The organism is Nodosilinea nodulosa PCC 7104 (genome assembly GCF_000309385.1).
In the GTDB taxonomy this organism is placed as follows: Bacteria; Cyanobacteriota; Cyanobacteriia; order Phormidesmidales; family Phormidesmidaceae; genus Nodosilinea; species Nodosilinea nodulosa.
In genome coordinates this window covers 4,636,365-4,653,659 of the sequence record NZ_JH976537.1, presented here as the reverse complement: position 1 = coordinate 4,653,659, position 17,295 = coordinate 4,636,365, and the positions used below count along the sequence as shown (strand labels likewise).

Annotated in this window: 18 protein-coding genes and 1 pseudogene; 10 read left to right on the top strand and 9 right to left on the bottom strand. The window is 54.4% G+C overall.

Annotated features, from left to right (window positions below; genetic code table 11):
• Positions 1–173: 173 nt before the first annotated feature.
• On the top strand, positions 174–1,373 hold the full coding sequence (locus tag LEPTO7104_RS0121650) for an IS4 family transposase (protein WP_026072942.1): 1,200 nt from the start codon (positions 174–176) through the stop codon (positions 1,371–1,373).
• A 104-nt stretch (positions 1,374–1,477) separates the two neighbouring features.
• Here the strand turns inward: LEPTO7104_RS0121650 and LEPTO7104_RS0121645 are convergent, their stop codons facing one another.
• Together LEPTO7104_RS0121645 and LEPTO7104_RS34825 are read right to left on the bottom strand one after the other, a co-directional pair.
• On the bottom strand, positions 1,478–2,653 hold the full coding sequence (locus LEPTO7104_RS0121645) for an adenylate/guanylate cyclase domain-containing protein (RefSeq protein WP_017300685.1): 1,176 nt from the start codon (positions 2,651–2,653) through the stop codon (positions 1,478–1,480).
• Positions 2,650–5,994 carry an MHYT domain-containing protein gene (locus LEPTO7104_RS34825; RefSeq protein WP_017300684.1) on the bottom strand — a complete coding sequence of 1,115 codons (3,345 nt, stop codon included), beginning with the start codon at positions 5,992–5,994 and terminating at the stop codon, positions 2,650–2,652. Before LEPTO7104_RS34825 ends, LEPTO7104_RS0121645 begins: the two co-directional genes overlap by 4 nt.
• A 1,122-nt stretch (positions 5,995–7,116) precedes the next feature.
• On the opposite strand from LEPTO7104_RS34825, the gene LEPTO7104_RS0121630 reads away from it, so the two are divergent.
• The 5 genes from LEPTO7104_RS0121630 to LEPTO7104_RS0121610 all read left to right on the top strand — a co-directional run bounded on the left by LEPTO7104_RS0121630 (position 7,117) and on the right by LEPTO7104_RS0121610 (position 10,403).
• Positions 7,117–8,177 (top strand): ISKra4 family transposase gene (locus LEPTO7104_RS0121630; RefSeq protein WP_155523727.1). Its coding sequence is split into 2 segments (ribosomal slippage): positions 7,117–7,273 and positions 7,273–8,177, totalling 1,062 coding nucleotides; the frame shifts between segments, so codons are not numbered across the junction.
• Positions 8,178–8,273: 96 nt separating this feature from the next.
• On the top strand, positions 8,274–8,567 hold the full coding sequence (locus tag LEPTO7104_RS38535; RefSeq protein ID WP_071527293.1) for a transposase family protein: 294 nt from the start codon (positions 8,274–8,276) through the stop codon (positions 8,565–8,567).
• Between the two features lie 55 nt (positions 8,568–8,622).
• Positions 8,623–9,501, top strand: a complete 879-nt coding sequence (locus LEPTO7104_RS0121620) for an IS982 family transposase (protein ID WP_017296738.1) — start codon at positions 8,623–8,625, stop codon at positions 9,499–9,501.
• A gap of 31 nt (positions 9,502–9,532) precedes the next feature.
• On the top strand, positions 9,533–9,871 hold the full coding sequence (locus LEPTO7104_RS34815; RefSeq protein WP_017300680.1) for a hypothetical protein: 339 nt from the start codon (positions 9,533–9,535) through the stop codon (positions 9,869–9,871).
• Positions 9,831–10,403 (top strand): ISAs1 family transposase, encoded by a 573-nt coding sequence (locus LEPTO7104_RS0121610; RefSeq protein WP_225887101.1) that lies wholly within the window; start codon positions 9,831–9,833, stop codon positions 10,401–10,403. Before LEPTO7104_RS34815 ends, LEPTO7104_RS0121610 begins: the two co-directional genes overlap by 41 nt.
• An 84-nt stretch (positions 10,404–10,487) precedes the next feature.
• On the opposite strand, the gene LEPTO7104_RS42430 is transcribed toward LEPTO7104_RS0121610, so the two are convergent.
• From LEPTO7104_RS42430 to LEPTO7104_RS0121590, 4 genes are all read right to left on the bottom strand, one after another.
• On the bottom strand, positions 10,488–10,622 hold the full coding sequence (locus LEPTO7104_RS42430; RefSeq protein ID WP_017300679.1) for a hypothetical protein: 135 nt from the start codon (positions 10,620–10,622) through the stop codon (positions 10,488–10,490).
• A 452-nt stretch (positions 10,623–11,074) separates the two neighbouring features.
• Positions 11,075–11,884 (bottom strand): TIGR00297 family protein, encoded by an 810-nt coding sequence (locus LEPTO7104_RS0121600; RefSeq protein WP_051158524.1) that lies wholly within the window; start codon positions 11,882–11,884, stop codon positions 11,075–11,077.
• Between the two features lie 26 nt (positions 11,885–11,910).
• Positions 11,911–12,336: an ATP-binding protein gene (locus LEPTO7104_RS0121595; protein WP_017300677.1), complete on the bottom strand. Its 426-nt coding sequence runs from the start codon at positions 12,334–12,336 to the stop codon at positions 11,911–11,913.
• An 89-nt stretch (positions 12,337–12,425) separates the two neighbouring features.
• Complete coding sequence (locus tag LEPTO7104_RS0121590; protein ID WP_017300676.1) at positions 12,426–13,205, bottom strand: DUF1350 family protein; 780 nt, start codon at positions 13,203–13,205, stop codon at positions 12,426–12,428.
• A 218-nt stretch (positions 13,206–13,423) separates the two neighbouring features.
• On the opposite strand from LEPTO7104_RS0121590, the gene LEPTO7104_RS0121585 reads away from it, so the two are divergent.
• From LEPTO7104_RS0121585 to LEPTO7104_RS0121570, 4 genes are all read left to right on the top strand, one after another.
• Complete coding sequence (locus LEPTO7104_RS0121585) at positions 13,424–14,278, top strand: alpha/beta fold hydrolase (protein WP_017300675.1); 855 nt, start codon at positions 13,424–13,426, stop codon at positions 14,276–14,278.
• A 182-nt stretch (positions 14,279–14,460) separates the two neighbouring features.
• The gene (gene trxA / locus LEPTO7104_RS0121580) at positions 14,461–14,781 is read left to right on the top strand and encodes a thioredoxin (RefSeq protein ID WP_017300674.1); all 321 of its coding nucleotides are present in this window, start codon (positions 14,461–14,463) and stop codon (positions 14,779–14,781) included.
• A gap of 3 nt (positions 14,782–14,784) precedes the next feature.
• Positions 14,785–15,282, top strand: coding sequence for a 2-amino-4-hydroxy-6-hydroxymethyldihydropteridine diphosphokinase (folK, locus tag LEPTO7104_RS38530; RefSeq protein ID WP_071527292.1), 498 nt, complete (start codon positions 14,785–14,787; stop codon positions 15,280–15,282).
• Between the two features lie 68 nt (positions 15,283–15,350).
• Complete coding sequence (locus LEPTO7104_RS0121570) at positions 15,351–15,914, top strand: NUDIX hydrolase (RefSeq protein ID WP_017300672.1); 564 nt, start codon at positions 15,351–15,353, stop codon at positions 15,912–15,914.
• Positions 15,915–15,932: 18 nt separating this feature from the next.
• Here the strand turns inward: LEPTO7104_RS0121570 and LEPTO7104_RS0121565 are convergent, their stop codons facing one another.
• The 3 genes and pseudogenes from LEPTO7104_RS0121565 to LEPTO7104_RS34805 all read right to left on the bottom strand — a co-directional run.
• Complete coding sequence (locus LEPTO7104_RS0121565) at positions 15,933–16,592, bottom strand: NAD(P)H-dependent oxidoreductase (protein ID WP_017300671.1); 660 nt, start codon at positions 16,590–16,592, stop codon at positions 15,933–15,935.
• 30 nt (positions 16,593–16,622) lie between these two features.
• A pseudogene (locus LEPTO7104_RS34810) lies at positions 16,623–17,072 on the bottom strand (ISKra4 family transposase); the annotation flags it as partial.
• The coding region (locus LEPTO7104_RS34805; RefSeq protein ID WP_017300670.1) for an IS1 family transposase at positions 17,056–17,295 on the bottom strand (240 nt) is incomplete at its 5' end. The pseudogene LEPTO7104_RS34810 and the gene LEPTO7104_RS34805, both read right to left, overlap by 17 nt.

Genomic DNA, 17,295 nt, shown 5'->3' with positions numbered 1-17,295 from the left:
TCGTCCAAACATTCTCAGGCCGTTTCCTCCATCGCCAAACTTTAGGATGCGGCCAGGCTATAGCTTTCTAGCTTAACGGGTGACAAGGGCCATCAACATCATACGGTATAAGGGTTTGAGACAATGGAGGGGCAAAAAAATAGGGAACCCCAATGCGGCTCCCCCTAATCAATATGTTTCCTGCATTCTACCAAACCACCCTTCGCACCCACCTGAGTGAAGCCCAGTACTTGACCTTGCAGCTGTTGTTGCTATTGCTACAGGCCCACCGACAGGTCAAACTCTCGGTGTTAGCCAGCGTCTTTCCTCAGCCGATTCAGTATCAAAGTCGAAAACGCAACTTACAGCGATTTTTAGCGCTGCCAAAACTTACCCTCAAGGTGCTGTGGTTTCCACTGCTCAAGTATTGGATTCGGCAAGTGCAAACGGGACGGGGGTTGAACCGCGACCAACGCCGCCGTCTAAGAACGCTCAAACATCATCAATATGGCTATTGGATTCTGGCTATCGACCGCACGGAATGGAGAGGACGGAATATCTTTATGGTCAGCGTGGTATGGGGGACTCACGCCTTACCCGTCTATTGGGAGTTGTTAGGGCAGACGGGCAGTAGTGACCTAACAACGCAACAGCGACTCCTCAAAACGGCCCTATCCTTGTTCAAGTCTTATCCGGTGCTCGTGCTGGGTGACCGGGAGTTCCATAGCCCTAAACTGGCGGCCTGGTTGGATAAGCGAGGGGTGTTCTTTGCGCTCCGGCAGAAAAAAGCGCTTCATTTCCAAACCGATTCTGAAGGCGACTACCGTGTGCTCAGAGACCTGGGCTTCCAGCCAGGACAGTCTCGGTTTTATCAGGGCATTTTGTGCAATAAAGGCGATGGCCTTGGCCCCTTTAACTTAGCCGTCTATTGGAAGCGAAAGTACCGCCAAAAGGGGCCTAAAGAGCCCTGGTATATCTTGTCTAATTTGCCTACCTTGGCACGAACCTTAGCGGTCTATCGGTGTCGCTGGGGCATTGAACAGTTCTTCAAAGATTGCAAGACGGGCGGCTATCACCTGGAAAATGCCAAGGTGAATGACACTCGGTTTTTAGCCTTAGTGTTGCTGATCGCCTTGGCCTACAGCTGGGCCACAATGCATGGGCAGCAGATGAAACACCTCGGGGTAGAGCAGTATGCTGGGCGTATCCAAGAGCACCACGACAAGACGCCTCGCCAGAGTGATTTTAGTCTCGGCCTCTATGGCCATCGCTGGATCTATGCCATGGAATTATGGGCCGACTGGGCGCGCCACCTGATAGCACTCAAACCCCACAAACACCGCTATTTTCAGCGAGGTTTCTATGCTCTATCCCTGATGCAGCAAGCGCTTTAGGTATGTTGTCACCCGTTAAGGCTTTCTAGATGGCCTACGCATTTGCCGAGATACAGTGAGACGGTCGCCCGATCGCTCCCTGTCAGATGCAAAAGAGTGATGGCCTAGCCGCAGCACAGGGTCGAGCAGCTTGGATACTCCGGGGCCACCATGGGAGGATAGGGGGCAGCCTGGTTGCGTCCGGCTAACCAATAGGTGATTGCTCTATCTCCATTCTTTAAACAAATTGGGCCTCGCGGCTCTAGGATGAAGTGCTCTTTGAGGTGAGCATGGGAGAGCTCTGACACCTGAATTTTGCCCGCTTCGCCCGTTGTCTCCATAAAACTGGCAATGTTGACGGTATCTCCCCACAGGTCGTAGATAAACTTGCGAATGCCAATTACCCCGGCTACTACGCTGCCTGAGTTAATGCCAATGCGCAGCTGAAAGGGACGGCCGTCGGGCCGGTGGAAGTCGCCGATGGTAGTTTGCATATCCAGGGCCATCTGGGCGATCGCCTGGGCGTGATCGGGGCGGGGGGCGGGCACCCCAGCCGCCACCATATAGGCATCCCCAATGGTTTTGATTTTTTCGAGCTTGTAGATGGACGCCAGCTCATCGAATCGAGAAAATATTTGGTTGAGCAGATGCACCAGTTCGCACGGGGTAAGCTGAGCTGCTACGGGACTGAAGCCCACGATATCGGCAAACAAAATAGTGACCGCGTCAAACTGATCGGCGATCGCCTGCTCGTGCTCTTTGAGGCGCTGGGCAATTTGAAAGGGCAGCACATTGGTCAACAGCTCCTCCGAGCGCTGACGCTGACGGCGGAGTTCGCCTTCAATTTGCTGGCGCTCTTTGAGTTCAGCCTGAAGCTGTTGATTTTGGCTTTCCAACTGCTGCTGCTGCCGCCGCAGGGCGAGCTGGTGTCTGACTCGCAGCAGAACCTCGTAGGCCATAAAAGGCTTGACAATATAATCGACGGCCCCCAGGCCAAAGGCCTGCTCTTTTTCGGCTTCGGCGTCACGGGCGGTCAGAAAAATAATAGGAATGCCCTGGGTACTGGCGCTGGCTTTGAGCTGACGACAGACCTCAAAGCCGTCCATGGTGGGCATGGTAATATCGAGCAAAATTAGATCTGGCGGTGCCAGCGCAGTGGCAGTGAGGGCCAAAGCACCGCTAATCGCCTTGCGGCAGCGGTAGCCTTCGGCCTCCAGAATGGTAGACAACACCCGCAGGTTATCGGGGATATCATCGACCAACAGAATGTCTGCTTCTCCATTGAGGTGGGCAATAGTCATAGGTTCGATTGGTTACAGGGAAATGGCAAGGCGGCGGTTAGATCGATAATGACATCGAGGCGAAAATCGTTGACCAGGCGATCTAGCTGCTGCGCGAGGGCGTTTTGATCGCAAGGGAGCTGGGCGATCAGCTGCCGCACGCGGCGATCGTCAGCCGCCTGGGCAGCCTGGTGAACTTGACTCAGCCAGTCGGGGGCAAGGGCAATGAAGTCATCCTGGGTCAGGGGGCGCTGGTCTCTGCTGCGGGTTTGCCCAGGGCGGTAAGATAGGGTCACTATGGATCCTGAAGGGGCGTTTTCGTCTATCGTCGCGCCTTCGCCCGGCGCCTCTGGCGGATCAGTGTACTGGTAGGTAAGGCCAAGGCTATGGCCAACGTGATCGAGCAGCGCTCGTCGCTGGAGAGGCTTGGGAAGCACAGTATTACAGCCCGCTGCCATACAGACTGAGCGCTGCTCCTCAAAGACGCTGGCCGTTACGGCAATGATGACCGTACGGTCGCCCCCAGGCTGCTGACGCACCCAGCGGGCGACCCCATAGCCATCGAGCACCGGCATGCGCATATCCAGGCAGATGAGATGGGGCTGCCACGCCTGCCACAGATCGATCGCCTCCTGCCCCTGGGTCGCTTCGCGCACCTCAAACCCCACTCCCTCTAGCCAGTGGCGCATTAGCAGCCGACTCTCGGCCACGTCATCCGCCACCAAAATGCGGGGGGCAGGCTGGTGAGGGGCCAGGCGCACAATGTCGCATTCTGGCTCCCCAGCCTCGGGGGCGATCGCCGCTGTACCCACAGGCAGGCTGACGATAAAAGTCGATCCGCCCCCCGGCTGACTGGTCACGGTAATGTTGCCCCCCATCAGCTGGGCAAAGTTGTAGCTGAGCGATAGCCCCAGTCCAGTGCCTTCGGCGGAACGCCGTCCCGACTGAGTTTGGTGAAAGGGCTGAAACAGGTGACTAATTTCTTCTGAGTCCATCCCAACGCCCGTATCTCGCACCACAACTTCGAGGCGGTAGGTTTTAACCGTTTCATTTGAGCGCTGTGGCAAAGGCTGTGGACCCAGCTTGGTCAAAGCCCATTGCACGGCCACACTGCCCTGGGACGTAAATTTGATGGCATTGGCGATTAGGTTAATTAGAATTTGTCTGAACTTGCCTTCGTCGGCCCATAGCCAATGGGGTAACCGGGGCAACTGCGCTATTTCTAGCCGAATGCCCTTGCTTTCTGCCTTAATTTGCAGCATGTCGTCTATGGCCTGGAGCATCTGATGCAGGTCGAAGGCTCCTTCGTCTAGGGTGATTTTGTTGGCTTCAATTTTGGCCAGGGAGAGTACATTGTTGACTAGCCCCAGCAGGTGATAGCCGCTGCGGTTGACAATGGCAATCAGGTCGCGATGGGTCTGATCTAGGCCATCATCGTCGTGCAGAATTTGGGTGAAACCCAGGATGGCATTGAGGGGGGTCCGCAGTTCATGGCTCATATTGGCCAAAAATTCGCCCTTGGCTTGGTTGGCGGCATCGGCAGCATGCTTGGCCAGGGCTAGGGCCTGGGCCTGCTGCTGAGTCTGCCGGAGCAGATCGGCCTGCTGAACGCCAGTGCCCAGATGAGTGCCGACCTGAAGCACCATTTTGACTTCGTTGCGGGTCCAGATGCGGGGCGTGTGGTGGGCGTAAACTCCGAGCAACCCCCACAGCTGACTGCCAGCAAAAATTGGCACGATTATGTAGGCGCGAACCTGCCACTGCTCTAGAAATTTGAGATAGCAGTTGTCAAAGCCTTCGGTATGGATGTCGTTGACCCGGTGATAGGTGCGGTCCTGGCGATAGGTTTCGGCCTGGGTCTCTTGCAGGTAGGTATCTTCGAGTAGCAGGTAGCCATCGTCAAAGCCGCCACCATTTTGCATCTGGCGAGCGCCGCAATCGTTTTGGTCGATTAGTCGGTTAGCCGTCATCGCCGTCATTAGCGTGGACGGAGCGGCGGGGTCTGCGAGTGCTTCAGCTACCACAGTGCCACTCCAGTCGGAGTTAAAGCGGTAGATCCAAACGCGATCGCAGCTCAGGGCCTGCTGCAACTCTTCGGTGGTGGCAGCAAAAATAGTTTCCAGATCAAGGGTCTGGCGCATGCGCTGAACAATTTTCATCACCGCTTTTTCGCGGTTGGCCACAGCCCGCACCGCTACCTCGGCCTGCTTTTGCACCGTAATATCGCTGCACGTGCACACGACCCGTTCTACCTGCCCATCTCCATTGAGCTGAGGATCGACATTTACCAGCAGCCAGCGCGGGGGAGCAGCCTCGGTAGCGCTAAGCCCAATTACCACATCCCCGAGGGGAGCTTTTTGGGCAATGGCGCGCTGCACCGGCAGATCTATCGGCGGCAGCGGCGTACCGTCTTCCTGCTGAATATAGCCAGTTTGACCAAATATCAGCGGGGCGAACTCTTCCTCAGGCAGGTGCAACAATCGCTGAGCCGCTTGGTTGTAGATTAAGATTTCAGCCCGGTCATTGAGCAACAGTGCCCCAGTCCCCATCTCCCGAATCAGATCGCGAAAGTGCTGCTCGCTCTTGGCCTGGGCCACATCTTCTATGCGCCGCTGAGCCAGGCGTCGATTGATCCACAGCACAATCAGGGTAATCAGCAAAACCAGGGCGGCCCCGGCCCCCACCGCTAGGGCTAGCCAACGAGCCTCTGAGTAAGGCCCTGGGGCAGCGGCATCTACAACGGCATCTGGGGCCAGCGCGTCGGGGTAAAATGCCGCTGCCGCCATGCCGACGTAGTGCAGGCCACCAATGGCTAGACTTAGGAAAGGTACCGCTAAGACCGTAAACCACCGCTGGTCGCGCTTCGGCCAGCGGGTGAAGGCCAGGGCTACCGTAGATGCGACAATTGCGATCGCCACCGAGAGGGCCACCAACTCCCAGCGGTAGTCTAGGCGGGCTGGCATCACCATGGCGGCCATACCGGTGTAGTGCATCGAGGCGATCGCCAGCCCCATAGCCGCCCCGCCCGCCCCAAAACTCAACCCGTTAAAGCCAAGGCGACTGACCAGCCATAGGGCCACCCCTGCTGCTAGCACAGCGTCCACCAGCGATAGCGCTGTGGTAAGCCCCTCGTAGGTGATCGGTATCGGCATTTCGAGGGCCAGCATAGCTACGAAATGGGTTGCCCAAATGCCTGTGCCCATGGCAACTCCTCCCCCGATTAGCCAGGGCCACTGCCGCCACCCCACCGTCGCCAAGATCTGTCGCCCAAGATTTAGCGTAGTGTAGGACGCTAGAACCGCAATACCCAAGGACAGACAGACCAAACCAGCGTTGTAATGCCCCACCACGGCATAGGTCATCGCGATAGTTTCAACCCAAAGACTAAAAAACTTTATGTAGATGCATTTCTAGCTTTCCCAAGAGACCGCCTTTTTCAACAGAAAACGGTAGCGGAGAGCACAAACTTTTCGAATTTACATTGCTTTGATAAATTCTGGCCCTGATCAGATGTAGAACCCTCACCCTGAAGAGGGAGATCAGACGGTAGATACACTTAGGCTGGAGAGCTAGGATTAACCCAAAAAACCGTTGGGCTCAAATCAGATTTTTGCCTAACTTTAGGTTAACCAAGAGCAAAGAAACTTTCAAGTAAAAAAGACGCTAAGGTCAGGTTGGGAACGATAATTTTCTCGGGAAAACTCCGCCTCTGAAACTGAGTTTTACCTGTTAGCTAGTGCTGGCAAGTCTGACTGTTTGAAGTTCGTCGATTTGCCGATCTAGTTCATTGAAGAGCTTTAATTCAGCTAAAAATTCTATAATTTCATCCGCCAACCATTTCTTTTCAACGGACGTTAGCTCAGGGGCAAAACTGTGGGCCTTTACGCCTTCCCATAGAATAAGGGAGGTTTTTGTCTCTCCCTAGACACCGGACTCAACCCTCACCTCGGCCTTAATCAGGTCACGGGTTTTTCCCTCGTAGGAATGTTGCAGCCATAGGCAACCCCTATTGAGGGAGAAATATTGGGTATAAATCTCTAGCCGGTGCCACCAGCCAAAGACATCCCATGGACTAATATTTTGTCGATTCGTGTCACCCGCCGGTACGTCGATAACAAAGCGGCCATCGCCCCATATAGCTGTAGCCAGTCTGATTAAGACATTTTCCCTTAAAACGTTTAAACATCTCCGGATGTCCGAACCTAAGTGACCATAGCTATATTTGATTGGGCTTTCGGCTCAGGGCTAGCTTAAACGCCAATGGCGGCAGACTCGAATACGAATCTGCCGCCATTGGTGATGTATTTTTACGATTGTCCCCTTAGCCTCTGCTGGCTTTTTAGAAGTAGCCCAAAGGTTGGATACCTCACTCAGAGCAGCTTTTGCGGGGTGCATCCCAGTTATGCAATGAGCAATAATACTTATCTCTAACCAGGCTCATGAACGTTAAGCTTTGAGCAGTTCAACAGAGGAACTTCGCTCCCATGGATGCCTCCAAAGAAGCCCGTCTCAAAGCCCTGACGCAAGAGCTAGCCGAACTGCTCTACGAGGAGACTGACCCAGAGGACGTCAAGACCCTCGAAGGCATCGAGACCGCCGTGCGGGGGCATCTGCTCGAGCATGTCGGCCCAGAACTCGGTCATTTTTTATCCGCACAAGCAGCGGCACAACGCGAGGCCGGCAGCGAGGCGTGACCAGCATCATTGGCCAATTGAGCATCAGCGAACAGCAAGGACAGCGGCTAGGCCTGAAAGCCCGAACTCAGTGGAGTCCGCAGTTAGAGCAGTGTTGTTTGCTGGTAAGTGCCAATGAGTCTTACGACGATACGGCTCATGATATTGCGGTGCTAACCGGGATATCGGTCTCCAAGAGCACTCAGCAGCGACTCGTGCATCGTCACGATTTTCCGTCTGAGTTGGTCGATTTCGGCGTTAAAGAGATGAGCCTTGACGGGGGCAAAGTGCGCTTACGGACGCCCAAAGGCCAACGGAGTGAGTGGCGCGACTATAAGGCCGTTAACCTTCATCAAGGCTGTGTTGCGGCCTTTTTTAGAGCGAATGATGCCCTGGTTGAGTGGGTCAATCAGCAGCCCTTGGCGTCTCCGGTGGTGTGCTTAGGCGATGGGCACGACGGGATTTGGAATCTCTTTGCCCAGATCGCGCCGCCAGTGCAACGGCTTGAAATTCTAGACTGGTACCACTTGATGGAAAATTTGGGTCAGGTCGGCGGGTCACAACACCGACTGGATGCCGTGGAGACCTATCTGTGGCAGGGCGATATTGAAGGAGCTATCAAGCTGTTCAATGACTGGCCCCATGAACGAGTTGACCGGTTTATCGCTTACCTAGCCAAACATCGACACCGTATTGTGAACTACGCCTACTACCAAGCCGAGGGTATGTCTATTGGCTCGGGCGCAATTGAGTCAACGGTCAAGCAAATTGGGCGTCGCATCAAAATTTCAGGGGCTCACTGGGACGAAGAGAATGTGCAACAAGTGCTCAGACAGCGATGTGCTTATCTTAATGGCTACTTCTCAAAATGAGTCTTGCAAGACTGGGATGCACCCCAGGGCTATTTCATTCTCAAGGAAGGCTGAGGATGCTAAAGTTTCAGGCTGATCACCTTTTCGCTAAGGCTTATGCATCTTCCCTCGCAATCCCCTGCCGTTGGCTCGAAACCTAGCCTTGAGGCACGGCCTGAGAGAATTGAGATTCTCGAAGCCTTCGCGGACCTGCCGGATGTGCGTAAGGCATCTGGGAAGCGGCATCACATGGCCCTGTGCCTAGCACTTTTTACCCTGGCAGTGACGGCAGGCAATCGAGGATTTTTGTCCATTGGCGACTGGCTCAGGTGCTACCAGCACGATTTGATTGACCTCTTCGACCCGCCCAAAGGTCGTCTGCCCTCCTACAGTAACCTGAGTTCGGGATAAGGAAAGGAGGGGCTCTGTAAGCTGATATCACGTAAATGATTCAGCAGGCCCCCCTATGGATAGTCTAGAAGAGCTGTTTTGCCACATTGATGATTTCTGCTGTCAGTTCGAGCCGAAATGGCACCAGATGCTGCTGGGTGAAGGCGTTCAACACCGTCAGCGCCAGCGATCGCTGAGCTTAAGCGAGGTGATGACAATCTTGGTGTGCTTCCACCAGCAGCACTATCGCAACTTCAAGGCGTTCTACAACAAGCATGTCTGCGTGCACTGGCGAGAGGCCTTTCCTGGCCTGGTCAGCTATCACCGCTTTGTGGAGTGGATGCCGTCGGCTCTGCTGCCCTTATGCGTGTACCTGAAGCACTGTTTTGGCGCTTGTAGCGGCATCAGCTTTATCGATAGCAGCAGCCTCAAGGTGTGCCACAACCGTCGGATTCGACGCCACAAGGTGTTTCGCGGCCTGGCGGCTCGGGGCAAAACCTCAGTTGACTGGTTCTTTGGCTTCAAGCTCCACCTGGTGGTTAATGACCAAGGGGAGTTGCTCAACATCCAAATCACGCCGGGCAATACCGACGACCGCAAGCCCGCCTGTGACTTGCTTCAAGGCCTCTATGGCAAGGTCTTTGCTGACCGGGGCTATGTCTCCAAAGCACTGGCAGAACGCCTCTTTGAGACCTGTGGCATCGAGTTCTTTGCCAAACCCAGGCGCAACATGACAAACCACTTGATGCGGCTCACCGACAAGTTACTGGCCCGCAAGCGCGCCATTGTCGAAACCGTCATTGACCAGCTCAAGAACATCTCCCAGATTGAGCATTCCAGGCATCGCAGCCCTACCAACTTCATGGTCAATGTCATCTGTGGCTTGATTGCCTACTGCCATCAGCCCAAGAAGCCTTCCCTCAATCTTGACTTCGCTCTTCCTCCATCGGCTTAACCCGAACTCAGGTTACAGTACAATTCGCCGAGTGCTACTGAAGCTGGACTATGGGGAGTATTCAGCGGCCTTAGCGCGGTTCTTTGGCATTGAAGCGTTACCGGGTGAAACCTTAGCGGTAGATGGCAAAGTCTTACGCGGGTCGTATCAACTAGAGCGTGACAATCCTGACTCTCCCCCGCATCCCGCCATTCTGCTGGTCAGTGCCTATCTAGTGGAGCGTGGGTTGATTCTGGAACCCTATCAGGTCAACCATAAAACCAACGAAATCAAAGCCTTGCCGGAATTCATCGAGCAACTGGCGCTCAAGGGGGTGGTGATTGCCTTTGATGCGGTTAGCACCCAAAAAAACCTGTCAACTCATCCTTGACACCAACAATCATTACTTGGGTGCCCTCAAAGGCAATCAAAGTAGCTTGCACAAAAGCGTTCAGGCCAACTTTATCGCTGAAGCCAGCTATACCGAGCTTAGTAAAGGGCATGGGCGACTGGAGAAGCGGGTCGTTAGCCTTTGCACAACCCTCGATACTATCAAGCCCTGGCCAGGTCTGAAGACACTGGTGCGCGTCGAGAGTGAGCGCCAATTCAACTACGGCGGACAGCCCCGCCGAGAAACCGAGACTCGCTATTATATCGCGTCGTTTTTAGAATCAGCGGAATCCTTTGCTCAGCGCATTCGGGGCTATTGGGGCGTCGAAAACAAAGTGCACCACGTTCGGGATGTGACCCAAGGCGAAGATGCTTCGCGCATCCGCATGCATCAGTTGCCGCAAATCTTTGCCGTCGCGCGTAACTTCGCGCTCAATCTCTATCGCTCCAACGAGTTCTCCAATATGGCTCAGGCTGAACGACTCTGCAAATTTGGCCTAGATACCCTCAAGACCATTTTTAGAATGAAATAGCCCTGGGATGCACCCCTTTTGCGTGCTTGCCTGAGACAAAAAATCCCTATTCCCTACACAGAAGGATTAGATACCATCTGTTTGTTAAGAAGCGGAGTCTGCCTCCGCTGGATTGGGCACAACCCAATGGGTGCCGCCGCCCTGGCGGCGGCCCGGAAACTCATCCCGGCTGTTGGCGCTGGCAACAGAGTCCAGGCCAAAGGCCTGGAATATAATCATAACGGCTAACGATAGCGCTCCAATGGCAAAAACTGAGTAGTAAGAACGAACTCTTTGCCTTAGCGGAGTTTGCATAATATGTATCGCTGTGTCCTCAAGTTTCAATCGATCAAACCTGAGGGTAGACGCTCCCTAAACAACATTGATAACCGGGCCTGCACTGACCACGGCTGAGATGCGGACCGTGATTTAACCAGCGAAGCCTAACCCTATTAAGGCCGAAGCCCAGCAAGAGCATCGACAGCGGACGCACGGAACTTATTCTTACGGGAATTCACGGAATTTCTGACTACGTCTCCAGAAAATTTATAAGGATTTGATGAATTTCCCTAAAACCTTCCGGACCGCCGTAGATATGATTGTTAAGAGCAGCGGTTGGCCCGATTGATTTAGAAAGACTATAGGTTTGGCATCGGTAAACCTACGGAAATTTTCTGAATCGAGAACCCACATTAGTTTATTTGGACCAGTGCCAGGCTCAGGAGAAGCCCAAGCAAAGCACCTGCCGAGGTGTTGATGATATTGACTACTTCGTTAGTAAGCCAGCTGAATTTGGGCTGTAGAGTTGCACCGATGAGGCTTTCTAAGGTGGTGGCTAGAAAAGCGGCTACTAAGCAAAGCCCTATGCCCCAGAGGCCAATCAATCCTGCGCCCCAACCCGTCAGAGCGATAACCGCCGACCCCACTACCCCGGCCAGGGTGCCTTCGAGGCTGATGGCTCCTTCAGTGCCAGCTGCCACTGGCCTCAAGGAAGTGATTAAAAAGGTATGCTTGCCGTAGGCTTTGCCGACCTCGCTGGCGGTCGTGTCTGAGAGTTTGGTACTCAGGCTGCTGACGTAGGCCAGCGCCAGTAGTGGTAGCCAAAACTGCTGGCTATTGAAGTCAGCAGCGGCCCTGAGAATGGCGATCGCGATCGCACAAACTGCGGCCGCCAGGGCCGACCCCCAAACATTCTCTGGCCCCCTTACTCCTGCTCGATTCTCGGCAATGCCCGCAGCCTCCTTGCGCTGCTTACCCAGGCGAGTTACCGCCGATCCGGCTAAAAAATAGGCCATGATCACGAGGTAGCCCCGCCACCCCAGGCAGCCCCAAATAATAACCCCCAACCCCCAGGCGTGCAGATAGCCGGCGGGAGTAAGCAGCTTTTTGGGCATTGCCCAAGCGATCGCGAGCAGGGCCGTATTTAGTAATCCAGCCGCAAGCCACCCATTTACCAGGGGGGAGGCGGAGGCTACCGATAGTGTTGCTGCGGATAAAACCATAGGTTGTCCCATACGCTGTCCCTAGGCTACAGGGCAAAAGCCTTGTGCAAATGTAAGCAATTGCCCTGCTCAGCGGCGGGCTCGTAGGTCAACCGATCGGCCACCAGATACATAATTTTAAGGCCTCGCCCGTTTTCTGAGTCCGGGTTGCTGACGGTAATGCGGTGCCGCAGCACCGCCGCTAAATCAAACCCAGGACCCCGATCCCAAATGCGAATGTCAATGGTGCGATCGCTGACCGCTACTTCAATGCGGACGGGGGTAGCCAGGGGCAGTCCGGCATGGGCGTGGCGGACCGCATTGGTAAACCCTTCGATCAGGGCGAGTTGGCACTGTAACCAGATATGGTGTGGGATAGGCGCTGCTTGAAACTGATCAAACCATGCCAAGACCGCCTTTAGGGCTGTGGGGTCGGTTTGGGTCTCAATCTGGCTAGTGTGCTGGTAGGTCAAAACAGGCCATGGCTAGATCGCTCACTTTGCATCATAGGCCTAAGCCCACCCCGGCAAAAGCCCCGAAGTAAAGAGTTTTACATCTTCCATTACCCTGACCTAGAGGAGAGGTTGAGCCAGTCTAGGAGATTGCGGCGCAGGCGAGTCAGATCGCGATAGAACTCCTGCTGCACAAACTGCCCAAGGGCATCAATTGGGCTAAACGACGTTCCCGGCTGCCAGCCAAATTCCTGGGCGATGGGGGTGGTATGAGAACCCTGAAGAATTTGTACCGTGGTCATCTCCGCAAAACGTCTTACCAGCACCTCCGACAGAGGGCGAGTCTGGTCGAGGGTGTCGCTGCGAAATTTAATGAGCAAATTGCGGGGCACTGGGTAGCGATCGCGCACCAAAGCTAGAGTTGTCTCCGGATCGGGGGCAAATTCGATGTTAAAGGCTGGGTTAAACTGCACTACCTGCTCTAAAAATGGAATTGACCGCTTGGCCGGGTAATTATTAAAGCTCATGTAGATATTGCCTGCTCTCTCCACCTCCCACAGACAGTTAATCAATAAATGCACCTTGCAGCCCATACTGTGCCCTAGGCCGTAGATGGGCAGGGGTTCACAGTCAGTAAGCACTCGCTTATCGAGGTACCGCATCGCCTGATCAAAGGTAATCAGCACTTCCTGGGCAATGGCGGTGTGGTCAAACGTATTGACAAAAGGTGTGGCTACTATTCCATAGCCCTGGCGGGCCAGGTTTTCAAGCAGCCACTGGTAGGTGACGCTGGGAGCCGCCGCGACAAAGGCGCCCCCTAAAAAATGAACAATTGCGATGGGATTGGGGGGAACTAAAATCCAGTTGCCAGATACCTCTTGCCAGTTCATGACGACCTGCGTGTTTGTCTTTTAGTTCTTTGGCAGAAAACGAATCAGGACGGCTCACGCTACCCCGATCTAGTCAATGCTTTCCCTATACTGTAGCTATTGTTTGCCCTTGGCGCGAGCAACAGTTCGACGGCGCTCCTGCGAATACCTATCACTAGGGGCCTTGCCTTCCGTTTCCAGGGAGCGGTAAGCTCGGTTGACCGAAGGAGGAAAAGGCTATGGGCAGCGCGATCGCAGAGCACACCATATCGGTTGACGGCCTGACCTGGTTTTATCGGCAGCACGAGCCTGCTGGCAGCTCAGATCGGCTACCGGTGCTTTTGCTCCACGGGCTAGTGTCCCAAAGCTACAGCTGGCGGCAGGTGATGCCCGTCCTATCGCAGCAAGGATTTTGCACGATCGCCCCCGACTGGATTGGCCACGGCTTTTCCGATAAGCCCGACCGCCGCGACTTTGCCTACACCCCCAAGGCCTACGTCAGTGCCCTGGACGCTTTTCTTGACGCTCTAGATCTGCCGCAGGTGCACCTGGTGGCCCAGGGATTTCTAGGCTCAGTCGGCATTCAGTACGCTCTACAGAACCCCGATCGGGTCGATCGCTTGGTCATCATCAATGCTCCTATCGGCCCTGGGGCCAAGCTGCCCTGGAAGATTCGCCAGATGGGCCTGCCCCTGGCCGGAGATATGATTACCCAAGATCCCTTATTGGTCGATCGCACCCTAGAGGGAGGTGGCCCCTATCAGGTAGCCGATGCTGATTTGGATGTTTATCGTCGTCCTTTTCTCAAAAGCTCAGACGTAGGTCGAGCCTTGATGACCACGGTACGCCGCATGGCCATAGATGAGGTCAGCGGTGCGATCGCCGCCGCCCTGCCCGCCTGGGAGCACCCTACACTAGTTTTATGGGGAGTGAGTGACCCCTGGCTATCGGTTGACTTGGCCAAGGCCGCTGTCCAGGATCTGCCCAACGGAGAGTTAGAGACTTTAACCGAAGTCGGCCACTATGCTCAAGAAGACTGGCCAGAGAAAGTAGCCGCTTCCCTCAACCGCTTCTTGCGTCAGATGGCTCCTTAAACTGGGCTACCTAAACGCGTAAACTCGCTTCAGCGTCAGCAAGCTTCGTAGACAAACCGCAGTACGGCAGCATAATCCAAGCAATAAAATTGAGATTACGAAGAGCTTAGTGGCATCGTTTATGCTAGATAAGTAGGCCCTGCTGTAGCCTGGGTGGCAGGCATTTACCTAAGGAGCATTTGATGGCAGTCAAGCAGCAATTCCAAAGTTTTTCAACTCTCCTGGCCGAGGCTCAGACTCCAGTCTTAGTAGATTTCTACGCTACCTGGTGCGGCCCATGTCAGATGATGGCGGGCATTCTCTCTAATGTGAGTAACGAGCTTAAAGGTCGGCTCAAAATCGTCAAAATTGACACCGATAAGTATCCGCATATTGCCTCTCAATACCAAGTAGCGGCTTTGCCCACTCTGGTCTTATTTAAAGCTGGGCAGCCCATAGACCGCATTGAAGGGGTGTTGCCCGCTGACCAACTGGTGGCTCGACTCCGCGGCCAGCTGAGCTAGGCCATGGATACAATACCTTGTGCGATCGCTCTCGGCAGCAATCTGGGTGATTCTCAGCGCATCCTCCAGGCCGCCCTAGCTGAACTTCAAACCCCACCCTCGATAGAACTGGTAGCCCAGTCGAGTCTCTATCAAACCGTGCCCATAGGGCCAGTTCAGCCCGATATTCTAAACGCCTGCGCCCTCATCAAGACTACCCTGTCCCCCCAAAATTTGCTCCATCGACTGCTGCACATAGAGCAGCACTTTGGCCGAGTACGCCGCCAACGCTGGGGGCCTCGCACCCTCGATCTCGACCTCATCTTTTACGGCCAAGTCCGCATCACTGAGCCAGATTTGCACATTCCGCACCCCAGACTGCGCGAGCGAGCTTTTGTACTTATTCCCTTAGCTGAAATAGCCCCTAACTGGTGCGACCCGGTGAGTGGCCAATCGGTAAAGACCCTTTGTGATGCCGTCGATCCCGCTGGGGTAAAGCGTCTCAACACAGTCATTCGTTGACCTTAAATGACAGGTCTTAAGCTCGCTACAATGGGGTGATCGCTTGTGCCCTTTCTGAGCCTTAACCTATGCCTCTTGGTCAAGAGCCGCCCCAACTGCTAAAGCAGCGCCTATTTTATGAGGGTCGCAAATTTAACTTTGAGGTCAATCGGCTGCGATTACCCAACCGAGCCGAGGGCGACTGGGAATGCATCCGCCATCCTGGCGGTGCCCTCGCTGTGCCCGTTACGGCTGGGGGTGAACTGATCATGGTGCGTCAATACCGATTTGCCCTATTGGGCAGGCTGCTAGAATTTCCGGCAGGCACCATTGAGGCCGATGAAGCCCCTGCCGACACGATTCGCCGGGAGATTCAAGAAGAAATTGGCTATACCGCTCAAACCTGGCTTCCCATCGGCAACTTTCCGCTGGCGCCCGGCTATTCTGACGAAATTATTTATGCTTTTCTCGCCACCGATCTAGAGGCCATCGAGTCTCCTCCAGCGGCTGATGCGGATGAAGACATAGAAGTTGTTCTGTTTACCCCAGCTCAGCTAGAAAAGGCCATTTTATCGGGAGAAGCAGTAGATGCTAAGTCAATCGCCAGCTTCTACCTGGTAAAACCCTACCTAGAGAAGCTGGCGGCCCTTTAGCAGACTAAACAGGGGGCTTTAGTCGCAGTACCCTACTACAGTTTCGATGGGGTAGCGCACCTTTTCTAAGTCGGCATACTTATCGTCATTGGCCCGATAGCCCACGGCACAAAGTACTACTGCCGAGTAGCCTTGCTCAGGAAGGTGCAGCAGCTCGTTAAACTTTGCTAAGTCAAATCCTTCCATAGGACAAGTATCTATACCGAGCATCGCAGCTGAGTACATCAAGAACCCCAGCGCAATATAGACCTGTCGGGTAGCCCAGCTGTCCATAGCGATGGGATAGGGCGGCTGAGCCAGAAAACCCTTGACCATATCGCCATAGTTGGATAAAGATTCTGGTGAGACCTGCCTGACCGCAGCCATCCGATCTACAAACTGATTAACCTCGGCAGCCCCAACGTCTTTTTTAATAGCTAGCACTACCAGATCGGAGGCATCGGTAACTTGGGCCTGGCCCCAGGCATGCTCGCGCAGCTGCTGTCGTAGGCTGGGGTTGCGCACTACAAAAAATTTCCAGGGCTGTAGCCCAAAAGACGAAGGAGACAGCACAAGGCTTTGCTCTAGGGCAGTCCAAACATCGTCAGGAACCTTACGGTCTGAATCAAACTGCTTGGTAGCATAGCGCCAGTTCAGCTGCTGGATAATTTGGTCTGGAGTAGTTGAGGAGTTCGTCATAATGGGAGCATCCCACTTTCGACAAAATAGTCAACTTGCGAGTTGACCATTGAGGTAGGCACAGCGCAGACTCAACATTGCATTGACGGAGGCCGTATTCCAGCGGGCACCCGAGATTTGGAGACGTCGCCCAATCTGTTTGACAGCCGACTCAACGGCTCCTGAACCAATGGAGCAGAGTTGCTCACTCTGATAGGCTCCATAATTCACGATGCGAGCCCGATGGGTGCTCAGATAAGCTTCAAAGTTGCGGGCTTGCTTGCGCCGACAGTCCGCAAAGAGGGCCTGGGCAGACGCCACCTCACCTTGCCATAACAGCGTTTCCGCCGCCGCTAAGCGCTTGAGCGACCCACCGACTTTGTAGAGGTTTTCTTTGAGGTGATACCAATCGAGGATTTCCCAACGGGTCTCAACGGTGGTGAGTTGACTAAACAAATTCCACACCCCAGCGTGGTAGTGCACTTTAGTGCAGGCCAGAGGAAAAGACGAGGTCACCTTGCTCTGCGAGCTTCTGTCTGATTTGGCGATTGTAGTCATGGATGAACAGCCAGATCGCCCCGATATGGTTCTTGAGCTTCTTGGAGAACGACAGGGTCTTCCTCACCAGTCGGGCAATTCGCTGCCTCAGGGTGTTGTTCAGGCGCTCGATATAACTCGTCAAGCCGCTGTCTTTGCCCACGGCCTCATGCCGTTTGCTCGGAAT